The 18,168-nt window shown below is 57.3% G+C and carries 15 protein-coding genes and 1 pseudogene; 8 read left to right on the top strand and 8 right to left on the bottom strand.

Features of this window, described 5'->3' with window-relative positions; all coding sequences use genetic code 11:
* Position 1: 1 nt before the first annotated feature.
* Positions 2–1,732: a DUF1302 domain-containing protein gene (locus tag AC07W4_RS13125; RefSeq protein ID WP_495032709.1), complete on the bottom strand. Its 1,731-nt coding sequence runs from the start codon at positions 1,730–1,732 to the stop codon at positions 2–4.
* 633 nt (positions 1,733–2,365) lie between these two features.
* Here AC07W4_RS13125 and AC07W4_RS13120 point away from each other — a divergent pair.
* On the top strand, positions 2,366–2,623 hold the full coding sequence (locus tag AC07W4_RS13120) for a hypothetical protein (RefSeq protein ID WP_495032708.1): 258 nt from the start codon (positions 2,366–2,368) through the stop codon (positions 2,621–2,623).
* Here AC07W4_RS13120 and AC07W4_RS13115 read toward each other — a convergent pair.
* From AC07W4_RS13115 to AC07W4_RS13100, 4 genes are all read right to left on the bottom strand, one after another.
* Complete coding sequence (locus AC07W4_RS13115; RefSeq protein ID WP_495032707.1) at positions 2,610–3,500, bottom strand: enoyl-CoA hydratase/isomerase family protein; 891 nt, start codon at positions 3,498–3,500, stop codon at positions 2,610–2,612. The genes AC07W4_RS13120 and AC07W4_RS13115 overlap by 14 nt on opposite strands.
* Positions 3,497–3,883, bottom strand: a complete 387-nt coding sequence (locus tag AC07W4_RS13110) for a tautomerase family protein (protein ID WP_495032706.1) — start codon at positions 3,881–3,883, stop codon at positions 3,497–3,499. The genes AC07W4_RS13115 and AC07W4_RS13110 overlap by 4 nt, the downstream gene beginning before the upstream one ends.
* A 54-nt stretch (positions 3,884–3,937) precedes the next feature.
* Entirely contained in the window at positions 3,938–5,395 is a 1,458-nt protein-coding gene (locus AC07W4_RS13105; protein WP_495032705.1) for a coniferyl aldehyde dehydrogenase, read from the bottom strand.
* 107 nt (positions 5,396–5,502) lie between these two features.
* Positions 5,503–7,878 carry a crotonase/enoyl-CoA hydratase family protein gene (locus AC07W4_RS13100; protein ID WP_495032704.1) on the bottom strand — a complete coding sequence of 792 codons (2,376 nt, stop codon included), beginning with the start codon at positions 7,876–7,878 and terminating at the stop codon, positions 5,503–5,505.
* Between the two features lie 139 nt (positions 7,879–8,017).
* Here AC07W4_RS13100 and AC07W4_RS13095 point away from each other — a divergent pair, with 139 nt between their 5' ends.
* Positions 8,018–8,983, top strand: coding sequence for a LysR substrate-binding domain-containing protein (locus AC07W4_RS13095; protein WP_495032703.1), 966 nt, complete (start codon positions 8,018–8,020; stop codon positions 8,981–8,983).
* Between the two features lie 4 nt (positions 8,984–8,987).
* On the opposite strand, the gene AC07W4_RS13090 is transcribed toward AC07W4_RS13095, so the two are convergent.
* Positions 8,988–9,992, bottom strand: coding sequence for an AraC family transcriptional regulator (locus AC07W4_RS13090; protein ID WP_495032702.1), 1,005 nt, complete (start codon positions 9,990–9,992; stop codon positions 8,988–8,990).
* A gap of 132 nt (positions 9,993–10,124) precedes the next feature.
* Between AC07W4_RS13090 and AC07W4_RS13085 the strand changes: the two genes are divergently transcribed.
* The 4 genes from AC07W4_RS13085 (at position 10,125) to AC07W4_RS13070 (ending at position 14,969) form a co-directional block, all read left to right on the top strand.
* Entirely contained in the window at positions 10,125–11,711 is a 1,587-nt protein-coding gene (locus AC07W4_RS13085) for a GMC family oxidoreductase (protein WP_495032701.1), read from the top strand.
* Positions 11,712–11,858: 147 nt separating this feature from the next.
* Positions 11,859–11,978, top strand: a complete 120-nt coding sequence (locus AC07W4_RS13080; protein ID WP_495032700.1) for a MarC family protein — start codon at positions 11,859–11,861, stop codon at positions 11,976–11,978.
* Positions 11,979–12,353: 375 nt separating this feature from the next.
* Complete coding sequence (locus tag AC07W4_RS13075) at positions 12,354–13,976, top strand: DUF1254 domain-containing protein (RefSeq protein WP_495032699.1); 1,623 nt, start codon at positions 12,354–12,356, stop codon at positions 13,974–13,976.
* A 78-nt stretch (positions 13,977–14,054) separates the two neighbouring features.
* Complete coding sequence (locus tag AC07W4_RS13070) at positions 14,055–14,969, top strand: alpha/beta hydrolase family protein (RefSeq protein WP_495032745.1); 915 nt, start codon at positions 14,055–14,057, stop codon at positions 14,967–14,969.
* A gap of 403 nt (positions 14,970–15,372) precedes the next feature.
* Here AC07W4_RS13070 and AC07W4_RS13065 read toward each other — a convergent pair whose 3' ends face one another.
* The gene (locus AC07W4_RS13065; protein WP_495032698.1) at positions 15,373–16,149 is read right to left on the bottom strand and encodes a class I SAM-dependent methyltransferase; all 777 of its coding nucleotides are present in this window, start codon (positions 16,147–16,149) and stop codon (positions 15,373–15,375) included.
* 283 nt (positions 16,150–16,432) lie between these two features.
* Here AC07W4_RS13065 and AC07W4_RS13060 point away from each other — a divergent pair.
* Positions 16,433–16,668 (top strand): annotated as a pseudogene (locus AC07W4_RS13060) (transposase); the annotation flags it as partial.
* Between the two features lie 87 nt (positions 16,669–16,755).
* On the opposite strand, the gene AC07W4_RS13055 reads toward AC07W4_RS13060, so the two are convergent.
* A complete protein-coding gene (locus tag AC07W4_RS13055) occupies positions 16,756–17,166 on the bottom strand; it encodes a hypothetical protein (RefSeq protein WP_495032697.1) in 411 nt (136 codons plus the stop codon).
* A gap of 177 nt (positions 17,167–17,343) precedes the next feature.
* On the opposite strand from AC07W4_RS13055, the gene AC07W4_RS13050 reads away from it, so the two are divergent.
* Positions 17,344–18,084 carry a Mut7-C RNAse domain-containing protein gene (locus tag AC07W4_RS13050; protein ID WP_495032696.1) on the top strand — a complete coding sequence of 247 codons (741 nt, stop codon included), beginning with the start codon at positions 17,344–17,346 and terminating at the stop codon, positions 18,082–18,084.
* Positions 18,085–18,168: the final 84 nt, after the last annotated feature.

Genomic DNA, 18,168 nt, shown 5'->3' with positions numbered 1-18,168 from the left:
CTCAGAACGTCACACCAACGCTGGCACTCACAAAATCCCGATCCGTATTGGTGGTGTAATCACCGCCGAAGAAATCGGTATAACTGATGCTGGCGCTGTAGTTAGAGAGATAGGTGGCGTTGAGGCCGATACTGATGGCCTTGCTGCCTTCGGTGAAGGTCGGCCCATAACCGTCCACGTCATGGGAAAACGCCATGTTCGGACTCAAGTCCAGGCCACCCACCACACCGTTGTAGGTCAGGCCGGCGCGCAGGCGATATCCCCATGAGTCACGAGTAAAAAAGCCTTTATCGTTGCAGTACTCCGGTCTTCCGCTGAGTAACGCGCGGCAGACATCGATTCCGCCTGCACCGGTGTATTCGCCAGGACCGAACACACTGGCTCGACCGAACCGCGGCTTACCGTCCTGGCCTTCCGAGATATCGGATATATGGCTGTAACCGACTTCACCCAGCATGATCAGACGGCTTGCGCCCAAGATCTGGTCAACCGTCTGCGTCACGCTGAGTGTTGCCTGCGTGAATGGCTTGCGCGTATAGCCCTTGATCTCGTCCCCGGGAATTCCCGAGTTCGGAATCGCCGATGGCACCAGCGGTGCGAGACGCAATGTGGCATAGGTCAGGTCGTCGTAAGCCAGTGGCATATTCGGTCGATGGCTGATTTCACCTTCGACCGAAGCCCCGGCAACTGTGGTATTGAAACTCATTCCGTAGAGTCGGATGTCTTCGGGATAGCTGAGGAAATAAGTCGCATGGGCCGCCCCGAAGGACGGATTGGTAAACGGATTGACGGTGGTCATGGTCGAGTTACCCACCGGGGTTCGGCTGTGATAATTCAAACCGTAAAAACTAAACTCCGTATCGTTGAGTTCCGGTACCAACCAGCGCAAGGCGACACCAAACTGGCCGCTGTCACGGGCATCATCATCGGGCCCGCGTGGCAGATAAATGGTATTGCCATTGAGGCCACTGTTGTCGGAAGCGCCCGGCTTCATATCGGCGCCCTTCACTACGTAACGGTCATTACACCCTCTGGCGAGGATGTCTGAACTCGCGAAGAACGTACCGCAGTTATCAATGACGGTTTTCTGCCACTGCAACTGATAAAAGCCTTCAACACTCACGACATCGTTCAACGACTGCTGAACGTAGATCATGTTGACCGGAATCAAGCCCTCTTTAAGCTCCGAGCCAGGACGACGTAAGGCACTGGCGTCCAAAGGGTTGATGCTGTTGATCCCGCCACTGATAAAGGTGCTGCCGCCCCAGCTGACCACCTGCTTACCGACTCGCACCGATCCGGCTTGATCGGCCAGTTCATAGTTGTGATAAACGAATGCATCAAGCAGTTGCACACCGGAAGATTGCGCGCCCGCTTCTCGATGCTCGTCCTGGATGTCATACAGATGTTGGTGCCCATCCTTGAGCTCGAAGTCGTACCAGTATTTGCCCCGCAGGAACGCACCGGTATCACCACTTTTCAACTCAAGATCGTGTACACCTTTGAACACCTGGGAGAAGACTTCCCCCTTTCTAAAATTTAATCGACCATCGTCCGCTGTACGCGAATCGCCGCGCCCACCATTGGCGAAGCCTACAAAATCCTTGTCGGGATTGCGCAAAGCCCAACTGGTTCCGAATGTCAGCGAGGAATCCAGTTTTCCTTCAATCTCACCGATGTTGAAAGACACCGCATTGGCTGGCGATAGACAGAGCAATGCCAGTGCTCCCACCCAACCACGACCTCTACCCAAGCCGGCGTGTTTTATTGTGACTAGTCTCACTTCCCGTCCACCTTATTATTGTGTTTGTACGAGCAGAATGCGGAGGTCGTTTCCGCTCGCCCGTAGGCCTCCAAAGCGCCGGGGCGTTCGAAAGCCATAACCAAGCATATATATTGATTAATAAATCAACATATACAAACAGAAACAAGATTGAGACTAATCAATCAATATAGCGATGTAAATCTGTACACATTTCGTCAACGTTTGGCCGCCTTGGGTATCAGGGCATGCGCTTCAGCGAGGCACAGCGCCGCGAGACGCCTGGAAATCGAGCGCGCTCTGAATTTCTGAGTATCAGTTCAATTCAACGCAGAGTGGGAGGTGAGCAAGAGACCTGATCCGATCGGTAAGGCTGCGACAGGCCAATCGACTGAACCCGCGGGCTTATAAAATTAAACCGTCATACACGCCCTCGTAGACCTCGAGCCCAAAGCCTGGCATTGACGCGTCGGGGATGTGGGACCTTCACCAACGAAACTCTGCCACCTGTGTTGCGCGTGGCGACAATTGCCTACCGTCCACTAGGGGTTGACTGCTGCCGCTGTCCTACGCGTCAGGCTCAAATCGGCCAGAAGCAATGGGATGGCCTCCTCCTCACCTCGGCATCTTGAGTGCCAGACTGAAGCTGCGAACGCCAGCAAGGAATTGAAAGACAAAAAGTCTTCACCGGCAAAGAAATCAGCTGCGGCCCCGGCTCTTTCGAAATCTTCCGAAAAGAAAGGCAAGAAAAAAGACGGGGATGACTCACCCACACAGGTAACAAAACAGTTCAAGCGCATAGGCAAAAAATCATGGGTACAACTCCGGGCCACCATCCCTCACAGGGTCAATTGCCCGTAAATACCGGCTTGCGTTTTTCGAAAAAGGCGCGTGCACCTTCAGCCTGATCCTTGCTCGCCGCGCAGTGCAGGAAAGCCTTGCGCTCTTCACGCAGTCCTTCGTCCAGCGTCCTCTCGTCGGCGCCTACGATACAGCGCAGTACACCGTCCACGGCCAGCGGTGCCTTCTCCGCCAGTTCCTGCGCCAGCGCCATCGCTGCTGTCTTGAGTTCGGCGACTGGGTGAACGGAACGCACCAGCCCCATGCGCAAGGCCTCGTGACCGTCAATCCGGCGGGCACGCAGCACCATATCGAGCGCGTTGTCACGACCAATGCAGCGAGTCAGACGCACCGAACCGCCCCATGCCGGCACGGTTCCCAGATCCATCTCGGGCAGACCTATCTGAGTGCCAGTATCGGCGGCGAGACGGAAATGGCAGGCCAGGGGCAATTCGAGCCCGCCGCCCAGGCAGTAGCCGAACAGGGTGGCAACGGACGGCTTGCCCAGGGACTCGATGCGCGCCAGAACGCGTAGGCGCTGGTCAAGCACAGTGTCCCAACCACCGCGGGCTGGCACCTCGCGCATCGCCTCCTTGAGGTCCATGCCAACGGAGAAGTTGGCCTCACCTTCACCCGTGAAAAGCAGGGCACGTACACTTGAATCGGTGGCTGCCTCTTCAACCGCCGCCTCCAGAGCATCGATGTAGGCGAAGCTCATTCGGTTTATCGGTGCGTCATTGATGCTGATGGACATAACGGCGCCGTGACGCGTGATCAACAAGGTTTTTTCGTTGGACATGATGAGTGATTCCTTTTTGTAAGGGGCGCGTACGGCGATCGCAAAGTTATCGGCCGTCAAAAAAAGCGGAAATGTTTTCGTCGCAGCGAAGCGTGTCATGCCACTTCAGGGGGCTGATCCGGTTCCGGGAAAATATGACCGCCTTCCATGGCCCATGAAGCGGGAATGTCGACCACTGCCACGACCACAGCATTCGCATCGGCCCCGGTGACTGCCATGTAAACGTCGGTGATTGCGCGCAGGATGGCGTGGCGCGTCGCTTGTGGTCGTCCTGCACGTATCTGGCCGCGAATTATCGCGGGGGTCGCGACTTGGCCGGCGGTGAATGCGCTTCCCGCTTCAAGCTCCTTGAATAGCACGTGCACGTAGCTGGCCGGCGCGCCAGTCTCCTTGGTGTGAATGGATGTGATGGACTCGGCCAGCGATTGGCGTTGACGCTCGCTGAGCGTTCCTTTGACGGTCTGGCATTCATAGAGGGGCATGGAAAACTCCTTTGAAGACGTTATGGAACAGTCAGGTACACAGGGCTTACCGCTTCAGCCCTTCAACTTGGTGATCAGTTCGATCAGCTTGTTGGGCTTGAGGGGCCCCTTGTCGTAGGGCGGCAGCATCATCCTGGTGGCGGCAAAGAAGCCCTGACGATAGACAGGGCGCATTTTGGAAAAGGTCTGAAAGCCTTCGTAACTGTGGTAGTGGCCCATACCGCTGGCGCCGACGCCGCCGAAGGGCATGTCGTGCTGAGACACGTGCAGCAGCGCGGTGTTGATGCATACGCCGCCCGACATGATGTGGGTCACGTAGTAGTCCTGCAGGGCGCGATCCCTGGTGAAGGGATACAGCGCCAGTGGCCTGTCGTGCTTGTTGACATAACCGGCCACTTCTTCGCGAGTGGTATAGGTCTTGACCGGCAGCAGCGGGCCGAAGATCTCGCGCTGCATGATGACCATGTCGTCGCTGACGTTGAATATCAGGGTCAGCGGGAATTTGCGCAGGGTCTTGTCCGGCGTCTGGTCGGGGAAAAGATTGACCACCCGCGCGCCCTTGGCCACAGCGTCATCCAGCGTGGCCTGCATGCGGTCATAAGCGCGCTGGTCGATCATGGAGGTGTAATCGGCATGATTGATATCGGGGTAGCGCTCGGCTATTACCCGCTGGGCTTCGCGTTCGAAGTCCGCCTCGGAGCCGGCGGGAATGAAGACATAGTCGACGTTGGTGCAGATCTGGCCCGCATTGAAGGCCTTGCTCCACATGATGCGATCGACGGCCAGGGTCATCGGGAAATCCGGCGCGACTACGGCGGGTGACTTTCCGCCCAACTCCAGTGTCACCGGGGTCAGGTTGCGCGCAGCGTTCGCCATCACGGCACGGCCGGTCTGACCCGAACCCGTGAAGAACAGATGATCGAAGCGGATCGAGGAAAAAGCCGGGCCCACCGAGCCATTGACGCCGCTGTCTTCGAAGAACTGAAGCTGTTGCGGCGGGAAATACTTCGGTGTGATGGACATCAGAAGACGCGTCAGGTTGTTTGAGTTTTCCGACATCTTGACCATCGCCCGGTTGCCGGCGGCGAAGATGGCGCAGAGTGGCCCGAACGACAGCATCAGCGGAAAGTTCCAGGGTACGATCACGCCGACCACGCCCAGCGGCTGGGGAATGACACGGTTGCTGGAGGTGGGATAGACCATCAGATCGATGTGGCGCTTCTGTGGCTTCATCCATTTCTTCAGATGCTTGATGGTGGACTTGATATCTCCCAGCACGACGAAAAACTCGGCGAACAGCGTCTCGAAGGTGGAGCGGTTGCCGTAGTCCTGGTTGATCGCTTCGATCAGTGCTTTGCGGTTGTCTTTCAGCATCTGCGCCAACTTCTTGAGGTCTTCCACGCGCTGGGCATGGCTGCGCTCGGGCGTGGCAAGGTAAGCGGCGCGTTGCTGCTCGAAGCAGGATTGCATGGCGGGAGGAATGATGGGCTGGGCCAAATGTAGGGCACTCATGCTGAGGTCCTTGTGTAGTGATTGAGAAACGGCAACGGGTTTGGCCACGCTTGTCGCGCAGCCGCTCCCCTTTCATTGCAAAGGATTCAATGCAGCAGGTGTGGCACTCACAGGTCCTTGAAGTTTGGCGCCCGTTTTTCCAGGAAGGCCGCGGCCCCTTCTTTGAAGTCCGCTGCACCGGTCAACCGGGCGACTTCACCTAGCAGTGTTGCGAGCGCGGCCTCAGGGCCTTTTTCACGGGCCAGGCGCACTGACGCAAGCGCAGCGTTGATGCCGGACGGTGAGTTCTGCGCAATCAACCGTGCGAATTCGAAGGCGCGCGTCATCAGCTGGCTCTGCGGTACGACTTCTTGCACCAGTCCCATCCGGCAAGCGGTCTGAGCATCGAACTCCTCCGCCGTCAGGATGTAGCGAAGCGCATTTCCGAGACCGATTTTTGCCGGCAAGAACACAGTGGCACCACCGAACGGGAACAACCCGACTGCGACTTCGCGCTGAATGAACGTGACATCTTGCGCGGCGATAACAATGTCCGCCGCTGCCGCCAGCTCCACCCCCAGGTTCATGCACTTGCCTTGCACGGCGAGTATCAGCGGTTTGCTCCGACGGCGAACGGCCGGGTCAATCTCGAGCATATCCACCAGCGATGGATCGCCGATACGCAACTCTCCCCGCGCGGCGAGAGGCGCAGTGCTGACGATGTCCATGCCCGAGGTGAAGACCAGGCCGTTGGCATGCAATACCGCACAACGCAGGCCTGGATCGTCTTCGTAGATCGCCATGGCCTTGGCCAGGCCGATGAACATGTCGCGGTCGAAGGCATTCATCTTGCGCGGACGGTCCAGGCAGATCGACAGCACATTACCGTGGCGTGTGATAACGACTCGATCCTCAAGACGGTCGCCGGACGCGGCATGGGTTTCGCGTTTTTCGCGCTCGCGCAGTACCAGGATCCGCCGCAGGATTTTCCCTGCCGGGTTTTTCGGAATGGCGTCGATGAACTCGATGTCGCGCAGTTTCTTGTAGGGGGTTACACGCTGTGCGACGAAGTCGATCAGTTCGGCTTCGGTCACAGGTGAGCGCAGCACAACGAAGGCTTTGGGAACCTCACCGGATTCGGTATCAGGACTAGGCACGACGCCGGCATCCGCCACCGCGGGGTGCATCAACAACACACTTTCGAGTTCGACCGGGCTGATCTGGAAGCCTTTGAACTTGATGAACTCTTTGGCGCGGTCGATGATTCGCAGATTGCCGTGCTCATCGATCCGGCCTACATCTCCGGTTCGCAGCCAGCCCTGCGCATCGATCGTTTCGGCGGTTGCCGCCGGATTGTTGAAGTAGCCGAGCATCACGTTGGGACCGCGTATCAGCAGCTCGCCATCCGCACCTGGCGCCACGTCTTGGCTGCCGCCGATTTCCACGACCCGCACCTCAATGCCATGCATCACCCGGCCGACCGAACCTTCGGCTTCTTTCGGCATGCCTGGCTCGGAAACGGCTCCGGTGGTGGTGGATTCGGTAAGGCCCCAGCCGTTGAGCACCGGCACTTTCAATCGATCGGCGGCGCTCTTCAGCAGGTCGGCACTGATGGGTGAGGCACCGGAGATGGCCAAGCGCAGGCTCGACAGGTCGAAGTGATCGGCCAAAGGATGCTTGGCAAACTGCAAGACAACGGGCGCAACGACCGGAGCGACAGTGATCTTGTAGTCCTGAATCACGCGCAAAGTCACTTCCAGGTCGAGCGCGGGCAGCACGATCAAGCGCGCGCCCTGAGAAAGAGCCGAGCCTATGAAGCTGGTTTGTCCATAGATATGGAAGAACGGCAGCGCCGCCAGGATGGTATCGGACCTGCGGAAAACCTGGGCGGCGGTCACCTGCTCGGTCGCCGCAACGTAGTTGCGATTGCTGAGCATCACCGCCTTGGGGAAGCCGCTGGTGCCACTGGAGAACATCAGGGCCAACAGGTCTTTTTGCACATCACGGCAGCGCTCTTCGGCCAGAGGCTTGCCCACCAGCAACGAGGAAAACGGCGTGAGGCCCGCGGACTCACCCAGCACGAAAATGTCTTTCAACTGCAACGTGATCAAGGTGTCGCGTAGCCTTTCGAAGACTTGCGGGGTGACGATCACACGCGTGGCGCCAACCAGCTTGAGGAGTTCTCGCACGTCTTCTGGCGAGGACATGGGATTGAGTGTGGAGTACACGCCGCCGGCGAAGGCTATACCGTACAGAGCCACCGGAAACCAGATGCTGTTCGGCGCTATGATGGCGGTGACCTCACCCGGCTCCAGACCACGCTCTATCAGGTTGGCGGCAAGCACACGCACATGCCGGGACAGTTCGGCGTAGGTCAGTTGCTCACCGCTCAGCCCGTCGATCAGCGCCGGGTTGTCTGCGTAGTGTTGGATTCGCTCCAGCAATAGCCCGGCAAAGGAACCGGCTGGTACTTCCAAAGGCCTTTGCGACAGAAATGAATTCATGTATTTACCCCGCTCGTGGTATTGGTCATCGCGTGTTCCGAGGCACGTTGGTGTGCCTGACGGGTCATCGACTCGTGAACCACAGTACGAGCGGGGTCGTGAGCTCGACAAACGACATTGGTTTTACTTGGATGACAAAATGTCACGTGAAAAGAAGATCCTCATTCCTGCGGAGAGCGTGCGACAACTACCCGCGCTCAATGCTTTTGAAGCCGCTGCGCGGCTGGGTTCCTTTCAAGAGGCCGCGACGTTCCTGCACCTGACGCCTTCAGCAATCAGTCACCAGGTTCGAAGGCTGGAAGGCGTGTTGGGTGTGGCGCTGTTTGTTCGACGCAATCGGCAAATCGAATTGACCGAAAGCGGGCGCAAGCTGCAGCTTCACGTCAGCCGGGGGCTGGCCGAGATCTCTATCGGGCTTCAGGCGGTCAAACAAGCCAGTGACACCAGCCCTTTACGCATCAGTGTGGCGCCCAGTTTCGCGGCTACCTACCTGAGTGCGGGCATGGCGCAGTTCGAACGTGAGAACCCGGATATCACCGTGCATATGGAGTTTTCATCCAGAGTGGCCGATCTGGAAGCCCGCGAGCTGGACATCGCCATTCGCCATACCACGCAAACCCGATTCAACGTATTTTCCGAAAAACTGGCGGATGTATCCGGTGCGCCTGTCTGTGCACCGCAAATAGCGGCAAGACTCGTTGCCGGGGAACGTATCGAGAGTATCCCTCGCATTGCGCTAGCCCAGGCACCTGGTGTCTGGACGCTTTGGAATCAAGCCGCCGGACGCATGGATATCCCGCCACAGCGTGAGCTGCTTTTTGAAAGTCTGAGTGATGGCCTGCAGGCGGCCATTGACGGTCACGGATTGATGATGGCTCCGCTGGGGCTTATCGAAAAGCACCTGAAGAATGGCCAATTGGTCCTGCCTTTCAAGGAGAAGCTGGAGCGAGTGTCGGCTTACCGCTTGCTGTGTCTCAATGGCAATGAGATGTCTCCCAAAGTCTTGCGGCTGCGGCGCTGGCTAAAGGCTGTGATTCGCAATAGCGGCAATTTCGGCGACGGTCTCGACTTCGCCAGCCATCAGATCCCGCGCGAAGATCGATAACCTTTCATTCGAACAACTGACGGCGCCTGGCTCCCGGCGACATGGAAAACCAGCGCTGGCAAGCGCGATTGAACACGCTCTGTTCGCTATAGCCGAGCAGTCCGGCAACCTGGGACATCGGCATGTGCCGCTCTGCCAGATAGTGGTCGGCACGGTCACGCCGCAGGCTCTCGACTATTTCATCGAAGCTTCGCCCCTGCTCGGCCAGCCTTCGCTGCAACATACGCACGTGCATGCCCAGTTGCTCGGCAATCAATGGCAAACGGCAACGCTGTATCGGCATCATGCGCAATACCAGGCGCTCGACCTGACTGACAACATCCGACGTCGCTTGCAAGTCGAACTGCTGGAAATACTGCTCCAGTGCGCGATGCAAGTAAGGGGCCTGCTGTTCAATCCGCTGATTGAGTTGTTCGTCACGAAGTACCAGGGCGTTACAGGATTGACCGGTGCACACCACGGTTTTGAAGTAGCGCCGGTACCTTGCTTGAGCCACTGAGTGATTGGCGGAAAACAGAACGGCCTGGGCAACGAAGTTGTCGCCATACAGCAACTTCATGCCGTTATGCGCCACCCCCATTGCCAGCTCCACCATTTGCCGTCGCGGGGTCGGTCCGGTCAGGCGGATGTCGATCAACAAGCGCGGCGCCTGGTTCTCGCTCAGGTCCAGATCAAGCTGGATGCCCGGGCTGTGGTAACCGATAAAACGGATGATTTGCTCCAACGCCTCCCCTGCCGTTGCGCACGTTCGAGCGATGAGCGCAATCGGCCCCAAGACGTGCAAGTCCTGGTACTCGGCCATGCGCAGGCCAAAATCAGGGCAATCGAGCTCTCGTGCGGCAAACTCCAGCAGCCCGACCAGTGAACGCAACGGTACCCGTGCTTCCTCGTCCATCAGCACGTCCGGATGGATGCGGAAGCGCTCGAGCATGAGGTCAGCTTGCCCGCCGAGCTGGCTTGCCACCTCACGGAATCCGGTAAACGAGCTTGTTCTGATCAATGTAGTCATGTCGTCAAAGATCAAATAATTGGCATGAGAGGTCAATTATTTTCTAACGCCTTCAGCCAACAATCGGTCCCAGGTAACTTTGTTGCTTCCTGGTGAAGCAGCCCCTGTTCGCTCGCTCGGGATCATTGTGTGATGGAATTCGACTACGTAATCATTGGTGCCGGTTCAGCCGGCTGTGTCCTGGCCAACCGCTTGAGTGCAAATCCCGATATCACGGTATGTTTGCTGGAGGCCGGTCCGGAAGACCGCTCGCCATTGATCCATGCCCCGGTGGGCGTTGCGGCGATCCTGCCCAGCCGACACGTCAATTGGGCATTTCACACAGTACCGCAGCCCGGCTTGAACGGACGTCGCGGCTACCAGCCACGCGGCAAGGTACTGGGCGGAAGCAGTTCGATCAACGGCATGGTGTATATCCGTGGCCACCACAGTGACTTCGACGATTGGCAGGCGCTGGGCAATCCCGGCTGGTCGTTCGCCGATGTACTGCCGTACTTTCGCAAGAGTGAAATGAGCCACCGCGGCGCATGCGACTACCACGGGGCGCAAGGCGAACTCTATGTCGGCAGGAATCCGATGCATCCCGTCACGCAAGCTTTCATCGAGGCGGGGCAGATGGCCGGACACCGCCACAATCCCGACTTCAATGGCGTCGACCAGGAGGGCGTTGGCCAGTTCGATGTGACAATCCGCAACGGTCGGCGCTGGAGCACGGCCACCGCGTTCCTCAAACCGGTTCGACACCTGCGCAAGAACCTCACGGTGCTGACTTCGGCCGCTGCCGAACGCATTGTGCTCGAAGGCAAAAAAGCCGTCGGTGTCGAGCTGCGCCTCAAGGGCAATCGTCAGACCATAAAAGCACGCCGGGAAGTCCTGCTGAGTGCCGGTTGTTTCGGCAGCCCACAATTGCTGATGCTCTCGGGGATTGGCCCGCAAGAGGAACTCAAACCCCAAGGCATCACAGTGCAGCACGAACTGCCCGGTGTCGGGCAAAACCTGCAGGACCATCCGGATGTCGTGCTCAGCTACAGGAGCCAGGATACGTCATTGATGGGTGTCTCACTGCGCGGCAGTGTGAAGATGGGCAAGGCATTGATCGACTATGCCCGTCATCGGCGCGGCCCTTTTGTGAGCAACTTCGCCGAAGGTGGTGGCTTCCTGAAAACCGATGCCACACTTGCACGCCCGGATATCCAGCTGCATTCGGTGATCGCGATGATCGACGACCACAACCGCAAGCTGCACTGGGGTCACGGCTTCAGTTGCCACGTCTGCGTGCTACGGCCCAAGAGCATCGGCAGCGTCGGTTTGCAATCAAACGACCCGAGCGCCCCACCGCGCATCGACCCGAACATTCTCGGGCATGACGAAGATGTCGAGACCCTGCTCACGGGCTACCGCATGACCCGGAACATCATTCAACAAGCGCCGATGGCGCGTTATGGCTTGAAGGATATGTTCAGCGCGGGCTTGTACGGCGATGAACAGCTGATCGAACTGTTGCGCCAGCGTACCGACACCATTTATCACCCGGTCGGTACCTGCAAGATGGGCAACGACGAGCATGCAGTGGTGGACAGCCAATTGCGCGTGCATGGCATCGAGGGGCTGCGGGTGGTGGATGCCTCGATCATGCCGACGCTGGTGGGCGGCAACACCAACGCCGCTTCAATCATGATCGCCGAACGCGCGGCGGACTGGGTGTCCGCGAGCAGGTGATCCTGCCGATGAATCGACCTTCGGCGCTGCTGCTGGAGGTCAGCGGTTTCGGTACACACGTTCCGAACAGTGCGGCAGTGGTTTGAGTTGATTTGCTCCTGATCAGCCAAGGTAAGTCGGTCAACCACGCGATTGGGCAGATCATCCATGAGCGCCTGCTTCACCCTGTTCTTCGGCATGTTCACTACCCTGCTGGCAATCATCAATCCTTTGGAAGCCATCCCGGTATTCCTGGGTCTGTTGCAAGACAAGGATGCTCTACGATGAAACCACCTATTTGAATGCCTTGAGGAAGCGTGGTTCATCGCTCCTGAAGAACCTCGATTTTGGTTGACTGACTTCCTCAGGGCGTGAAGCTGCTTTTCACGAGGGGTAGCTAACGGCCAATAGTTGACGGTGGCTGGAGCGATGGCAAATGTGCACCTATGCTTGGGTCTGCTGGAAGAACTGATCGAGCATTCCGTGCTGCTCCGTCACCTGTGCGCAATATCCGTCAAAGGTCATCCGGGCGTATCAGTTTCAGCACGCCTTCGATGATCCTGGAACCAGGTTTGTAGTTTGCCTGACTTTCGAAAATCCTTTGCGCAATGCCCTTCCTCAGTTTGAGTAGTCAATGCTTCAAACTTCCCCTGGGAGAAAACCATGGCGCACATTCTCAAACCAATCGCCGTATTAACGTCCTTTTTTACCCTGATGCTGCCGGTGCTGACCTCGACGCAGGCGGCTACCGACATTCCACCCGCCGTCAAGACGCCGGATCGTATCGAGACCCGAATCGGCGTGCTGGAATTCAAGGATGGCGCTCCAAGCGCCAAAACCGCTCAGAATGTTTATGACACACTGGCGTTCACACGCGGTGTCGATGCATTTGTGAACAGTTTTTCGGGCGCCTCGGCCTATGCGATTCGCGAGGGCTTCCACAGCATTGGCGCTGAAGACAACTCGGTGGTCATCTTCTCCGAGTTGATGGACTCCAACTCGCTCTTTCTCACAGCCAACGCCGATACTATCTACACGGTGGCAACGCTCGACTTGACGAAAGGGCCGTTGGTGGTTGAAGTGCCACCGAAGGCTCTCGGCACGCTTAATGACATGTGGTTTGGCTGGATCATCGACATCGGCGCACCCGGGCCTGATCGGGGTGAAGGCGGTAAATACCTGATTCTGCCGCCGGACTACGAGGGTCCTGTTCCTGATGGCGGTTACTTTATTGGCCGCTCGAAAACCAACCATGTGCTCTACGCCGTTCGCGCCTTTATGGAGAGCAACGACCCGAAACCTGCTGTTGATCTCATCAAGGACAAGCTGAAGATCTACCCCTACACACCGGGTGGCTACGGCACCAGCATTGCCACGGCACTCGACGGCAAAGTCCGGTTGGAGCCCATCCCCCCGATACCGCCCACGAAGTTCATCGAGGGCAGTGGCAAATCCTTCAACACCATCCCGCCTAACGATTTTTCTTACTTCGAGATGCTCGACAAGCTCGTACAGCTGGAACCCGCCACCTCGTTCAGCCCGGAACTCATGGGCGAATTGGCGGCCATTGGTATCGTGAAGGGCAAACCCTTTGCTCCGGACGAGCGGATGAAGAAGATCCTCAGCGACGCGGCAGCCGTGGGCAACGCCGCTGGACGAGCGCTGAACTGGCGTGCCGCCGAGTATCCCGGCTGGGCCTATTACCCGAACTCGATGTGGGCCAACATGCTGTGGCAAGGCGGCTTCAATTTTGAAACACCGCCGCCGTTGATTACCAAGGAAGGCCTGTTCAAGGCATTACCGCCGACTGGCGCGCGTACGCTTGATTCGCGCACGGCCTTCTACTACGGCTACACAATGGATTCGCCGGGCATGATCATGCGGCTGCCCAACGTTGGCTCGCAGTACCTCATGGGTTTCTCTGACGCCGACAAGAATCCCTTCGATGGCGCAAAGACCTACAAGGTGACCCTGCCACCAAAGATCCCTGCCGCGAAATTCTGGTCCTTCACCGTCTACGATAACCAGACGCGCTCCATGCTCCAGACACCACAGCGCTACCCGCGTGCCGGCAGTCAAACCTACCCTTCACCGGCGGCCGTCGAAAACGCGGATGGTTCCATGACCATCTACTTCGGGCCTTCCAAACCAGCGGACGCCAAAGCCGGCAACTGGATACAAACCATGCCCGACAAGGGCTGGTTCATGCTCCTGCGCCTCTACAGCCCCCTTGAGTCGTTCTTCACGAAAGAGTGGCGCCCGAGCGAGGTCGAACTGGTTCGGTGAGACCAGGTCACGGTCAGCACAACCTCCCGGGCAGTGCTGACCGCGGTGTTGGCTTCTGCCGAAAGGAGGGAGCATTTTATGGCTACAACGACCGTCACCCCACAGTTGATCGGCGACGATGTGGTGTTTGTCGGTGCTTCTGCGGTTCGCAACGCGCCACCCTCTGCTGGCGAGCACCCATTGGTGGTGCTCTCCCATGGATTCAGAGGCAATTGGAACAATCAGAACTGGTTGGCGAGTGCATTGGCCCATAAGAGTTACATTGTCGCAGCGGTCAACCACCCCGGCACCACGACCCATGATCGCAGCCCGCAAGCGGCGGCGCAGCTATGGCAGCGGCCCATTGACCTGCATCGGGCCATTGAGGCGGTCACCACTCAACCTGAAAAATTTGGCGTGGTCGCAAAGCGTCAAATTGCTGTAGTGGGCCATTCACTCGGCGGCTGGACCGCAATGGCGATCGCCGGTGCTCGTTTCGACCCGGCCCTGTTTGCCCGTGATTGCAAACTCCATCCGCAGTTATCCAGTTGCACCAATTATCAAAAGATCGACCCTGAGAGTACTCCGGCATTAAAGGCTGGTCTGGCCGGCGATTTGCGCGATCAACGCGTCACCGCTGTGGTTTCTTTGGACCTGGGACTCTCGCGCGGGATGACCGACGAGAGCCTTGCGGCACTGCCGGTGCCGGTGCTGGTTATCGCTGCCGGCGCACCATCGGTGGAACTGCCTGCTCAGTTGGAGTCCGCCAACCTGGCCACACGCCTGCCCCAAGCGTCCAGCCGCTATGTCGAGATCAGTGACGCCAGCCATTTCAGCTTCTTGCCGATTTGCAAACCAGGTGCAGTGGCATTGCTCGAAGAGGACACTCCTGGCGATGGCATCATTTGCGGGGATGGCGACAATGCTCGCCCGCGCGAGGTAATCCAACAGCAGGTTACGTCACTGATCAGCGAGTTTTTGACGCAGTCCGCGAACAACAAAGTGGAGCTCTAGGATTGCTGGCACTCGGCAACTCAGCAGACCTGAAATTTGCGTAGGAGCGCGATTTTTGTGTCGAATCCAGCCACCTATTACAATCAAAAACGTTTTTACACAGCCAAAAGCAGCCGTTCGAAAAGTCTCTGGATCCGACAGTTTTTCACACCACTGCCAGGTTTTTCACTTGTGGAGAGGAAAGGTCGCATGCCGGATTCAGGGGTATGTTTCAAAGTCCGAAGGGGCTGAGCCACCACACGTCCCCATGGCGGTAGTCAATTCTTCACCACTGGTTTGGGCGCCATCATAGCGCCCAGTGAAAGTGTCCAGAATCATTAGGCCAGTTCAGAATGCCTCCCCAAAACTACCGACATTCCGGTATTTAAGCGCAGGCCTGAATACATTCTCCCCGGGGAGTCGGTTACGGCTTGATCACGATCCCTTGACCCGTAGGTAACTCCAGTACGTCCAAGCCGAACTCAGCAAGCAGCGGGTCTTCAGCTTCCTTCTGTGCGCGGTAGCACCACCAGCCATAATCATCCAGCACCAGAACACTACCGGGCACCATGCGAGGGACGATTCTCTTGAGTGCTTCCACTTCGGCAGGCGCTTGATTCAAATCGATGTGGGCAAATGCAATCTGCTCCGGGAATCCTTGCTCAAATGACTCCGGCACGTAGCCCTTGATTACCTTGACGAAAGGGTACTCGGAAAAACGCTCCTTGACCTTCATGTACAACTCCGAACTGTGCTCAGGCATTGCGTGGTTAACTTCAGTGCCCGTGTGCTCAAACGCGTCGTACAGGTAGTACTGCTTGCCGGTTGATGCGAGGTCAATCTTGTCTGCAATCACATTGGCAGTGTTGCCTTTGTATGCACCGACCTCGACGAAGTCTCCTGGCAGGCGTCGGGCCAGTTTTGCGAAGTGGCACAAGATGTACGTCCGCCAGATAATCGTCATTTCCACATTAGAAGTTGCATTACGCCTCATGATTTCCATAAAGCTCTCGTCAGTCATGAAACTGAGATTCCGATTCCAGCAAATTACATTATCAGAGCAATAAAAACTGTCCGGCGTGGCGATACTTTGACGTATGCCTTCAACGCTGTGCTTGAATAAGGCCGGGTTAATTATGTTGAAGTTATCACCATTCACAATCATTATTATCGCCCCAAAATCATAATCAATATAATCCAAGTTCTATCGCTTCAAAAAATTACTGCAGCAAACGCTCGAATTTCTTCTTCGTCTCGCAGGCTCTTGCTTGCAACAGCCAATAAGTCAAATGATGCGGGCCGTGTGACAGAAACCATCATCCAGAATCCTGCGGTGATTTATCAGCGACGAATTCTGTCGCGCGCTCGCCCCTCCTTTCCGTCAATCATCCTCATCGCACGCTCCCTTCTGCAATGTGTAGTATTCAATTGCCAGTATCATAAAGGTATTTTGTGCCCGGATGGGTACCTGGATTTCAGCCCCATGGCCGAATGACCGGGAGAGGGTGGAGGTGATTCTCTGGAAGCTCCGTACAGGAGCTCCCTGGCGCGATGTTCCCCGTGAGTTTTGCCCTTGAAGACTGCCTATGATCGCTTCAACCGTTGGGCAGCCAAGGGGCTTTGGACGGATTTTTTTGAGTTGCGAGGCGAAATTGATTCGCAGTGGGCATTCGCCGATGGAAGTTACGTCCGCGCTCATCAGCATGCGAGTGGAGCTCGCGCGCAACTTCAAAGCCATGGTCTGCTTGACCTGTAGACTCGGACGGCTCAACCCTCAGTGTATGGCACGTGAGGTTGACGCTTTTAATCATTGTTTTTCAGCAGGACTGTTCCACATCAGCACGGCCAGAATAGCTGCCGCGATGATGCTGGGCGCAAATAAAGCGATACTGACACCAAGCGGCGGATAAATACCGTAAATCATGGCCGCAGCTGCAAGCATTCCGCACAACAAGCCGACCATCAACCTGGCCTTGCTTCTGAATCTGGGTCGCGACCACAGTAGTCCAAAGTAGATGCGCCACCCCGAATAAACCCCTAGCCAACCGAACACTACCGTTGGGAGTATCAGCCAAGCCGAGAAGTCGCCTTCTGAATAAGTCGCGATTGAAAACATCAGCCCCATAATACCGAACAATGCAGCAAATGCTGTCGGCGGAACCATTACAAACAACGCCATTGTTGTGAGTAAAACTCTACGTTTTGTGAGAGGAGTCATTGACCAATTCCTGTTGGCTGTATAACCGAAAGAATAGTCACGGTATTCGATTGCTGCCCCTCGTCAGAGGCAGCAATCGGCCCGAAAACGGTCATTCAATACCTACAGGTTCAGAGGCGACCAAGTAGATATCCGGACCAGACTCGCTCACCCTGCAGCCCTGCCATACTGTTCAACATGACCAGTGCAACTTTCCGCTTCTACGAGGAGCTCAACGATTTCCTGCCGGCCGAACGGCGGCGGCAACCCTTCACCTGCCAGTGCGCGCAAGGGGCGACGGTCAAGCACATGATCGAAGCGCTCGGCGTGCCGCACACCGAGGTCGAACTGGTGCTGCTCAACGGCGAGTCGGTGGGCCTGGAGCGGGTGATCCTCGACAGTGACCGGCTGGCGGTGTACCCCAAGTTCGAAACGCTGGACATCAGCCCGCTGCTGAAGGTTCGCGCGCATCCTTTACGGGTGCTGCGTTTCGTCGCGGATGCGCACCTTGGCGGGCTGGCCAGCCTGCTGCGCATGAGCGGCTTCGACACCCTCTACGACAATGGCTTCGAGGATGGCGAGATCGCCGAGATCGCTGCACAGCAAGGACGCATCGTGCTGACCCGCGACCGCGAACTGCTCAAGCGGCGAATCATCAGCCACGGCTGTTATGTGCATGCCCTGAAACCGTCGTTGCAACTACGCGAATTGTACGAGCGCCTCGACCTGGCGCGCAGTGCGCGGCCATTCAGCCTGTGCCTGCATTGCAACCTGCCGCTGCACGAGATCAGCCTGGAACTGGCCCGGACGCAGGTGCCGCCACGCATTGGCGCCCTCTATTCGCATTTCCTGCGCTGCGACGCCTGCCAACGGGTTTACTGGGAAGGTTCGCACTGGCGCGGTATGTGTGCATTGCTGGCACCGCTGCTGAACCGATAGCCGCCAGCCCTTGGCGGGCAAAAAAACAACAAAATTGCCATGTGCTCCCTTCGTTCCTTCTTGCGTCGCACTGTTCATTGCCCG

The organism is Pseudomonas sp. GW821-FHT02A08 (assembly GCF_059422045.1).
This window is presented reverse-complemented; position numbering and strand designations above follow the sequence as displayed.

Coding starts and splice junctions, on each gene's coding strand:
- AC07W4_RS13095 (WP_495032703.1), top strand. CDS start 8,018: ATGTCACGTGAAAAGAAGATCCTCATTCCTGCGGAGAGCGTGCGACAA.
- AC07W4_RS13050 (WP_495032696.1), top strand. CDS start 17,344: ATGACCAGTGCAACTTTCCGCTTCTACGAGGAGCTCAACGATTTCCTG.
- AC07W4_RS13070 (WP_495032745.1), top strand. CDS start 14,055: ATGGCTACAACGACCGTCACCCCACAGTTGATCGGCGACGATGTGGTG.
- AC07W4_RS13120 (WP_495032708.1), top strand. CDS start 2,366: ATGGCCTCCTCCTCACCTCGGCATCTTGAGTGCCAGACTGAAGCTGCG.
- AC07W4_RS13110 (WP_495032706.1), bottom strand. CDS start 3,883: ATGCCCCTCTATGAATGCCAGACCGTCAAAGGAACGCTCAGCGAGCGT.
- AC07W4_RS13080 (WP_495032700.1), top strand. CDS start 11,859: ATGAGCGCCTGCTTCACCCTGTTCTTCGGCATGTTCACTACCCTGCTG.
- AC07W4_RS13105 (WP_495032705.1), bottom strand. CDS start 5,395: ATGAGTGCCCTACATTTGGCCCAGCCCATCATTCCTCCCGCCATGCAA.
- AC07W4_RS13055 (WP_495032697.1), bottom strand. CDS start 17,166: ATGACTCCTCTCACAAAACGTAGAGTTTTACTCACAACAATGGCGTTG.
- AC07W4_RS13075 (WP_495032699.1), top strand. CDS start 12,354: ATGGCGCACATTCTCAAACCAATCGCCGTATTAACGTCCTTTTTTACC.
- AC07W4_RS13085 (WP_495032701.1), top strand. CDS start 10,125: ATGGAATTCGACTACGTAATCATTGGTGCCGGTTCAGCCGGCTGTGTC.
- AC07W4_RS13100 (WP_495032704.1), bottom strand. CDS start 7,878: ATGAATTCATTTCTGTCGCAAAGGCCTTTGGAAGTACCAGCCGGTTCC.
- AC07W4_RS13090 (WP_495032702.1), bottom strand. CDS start 9,992: ATGACTACATTGATCAGAACAAGCTCGTTTACCGGATTCCGTGAGGTG.
- AC07W4_RS13115 (WP_495032707.1), bottom strand. CDS start 3,500: ATGACACGCTTCGCTGCGACGAAAACATTTCCGCTTTTTTTGACGGCC.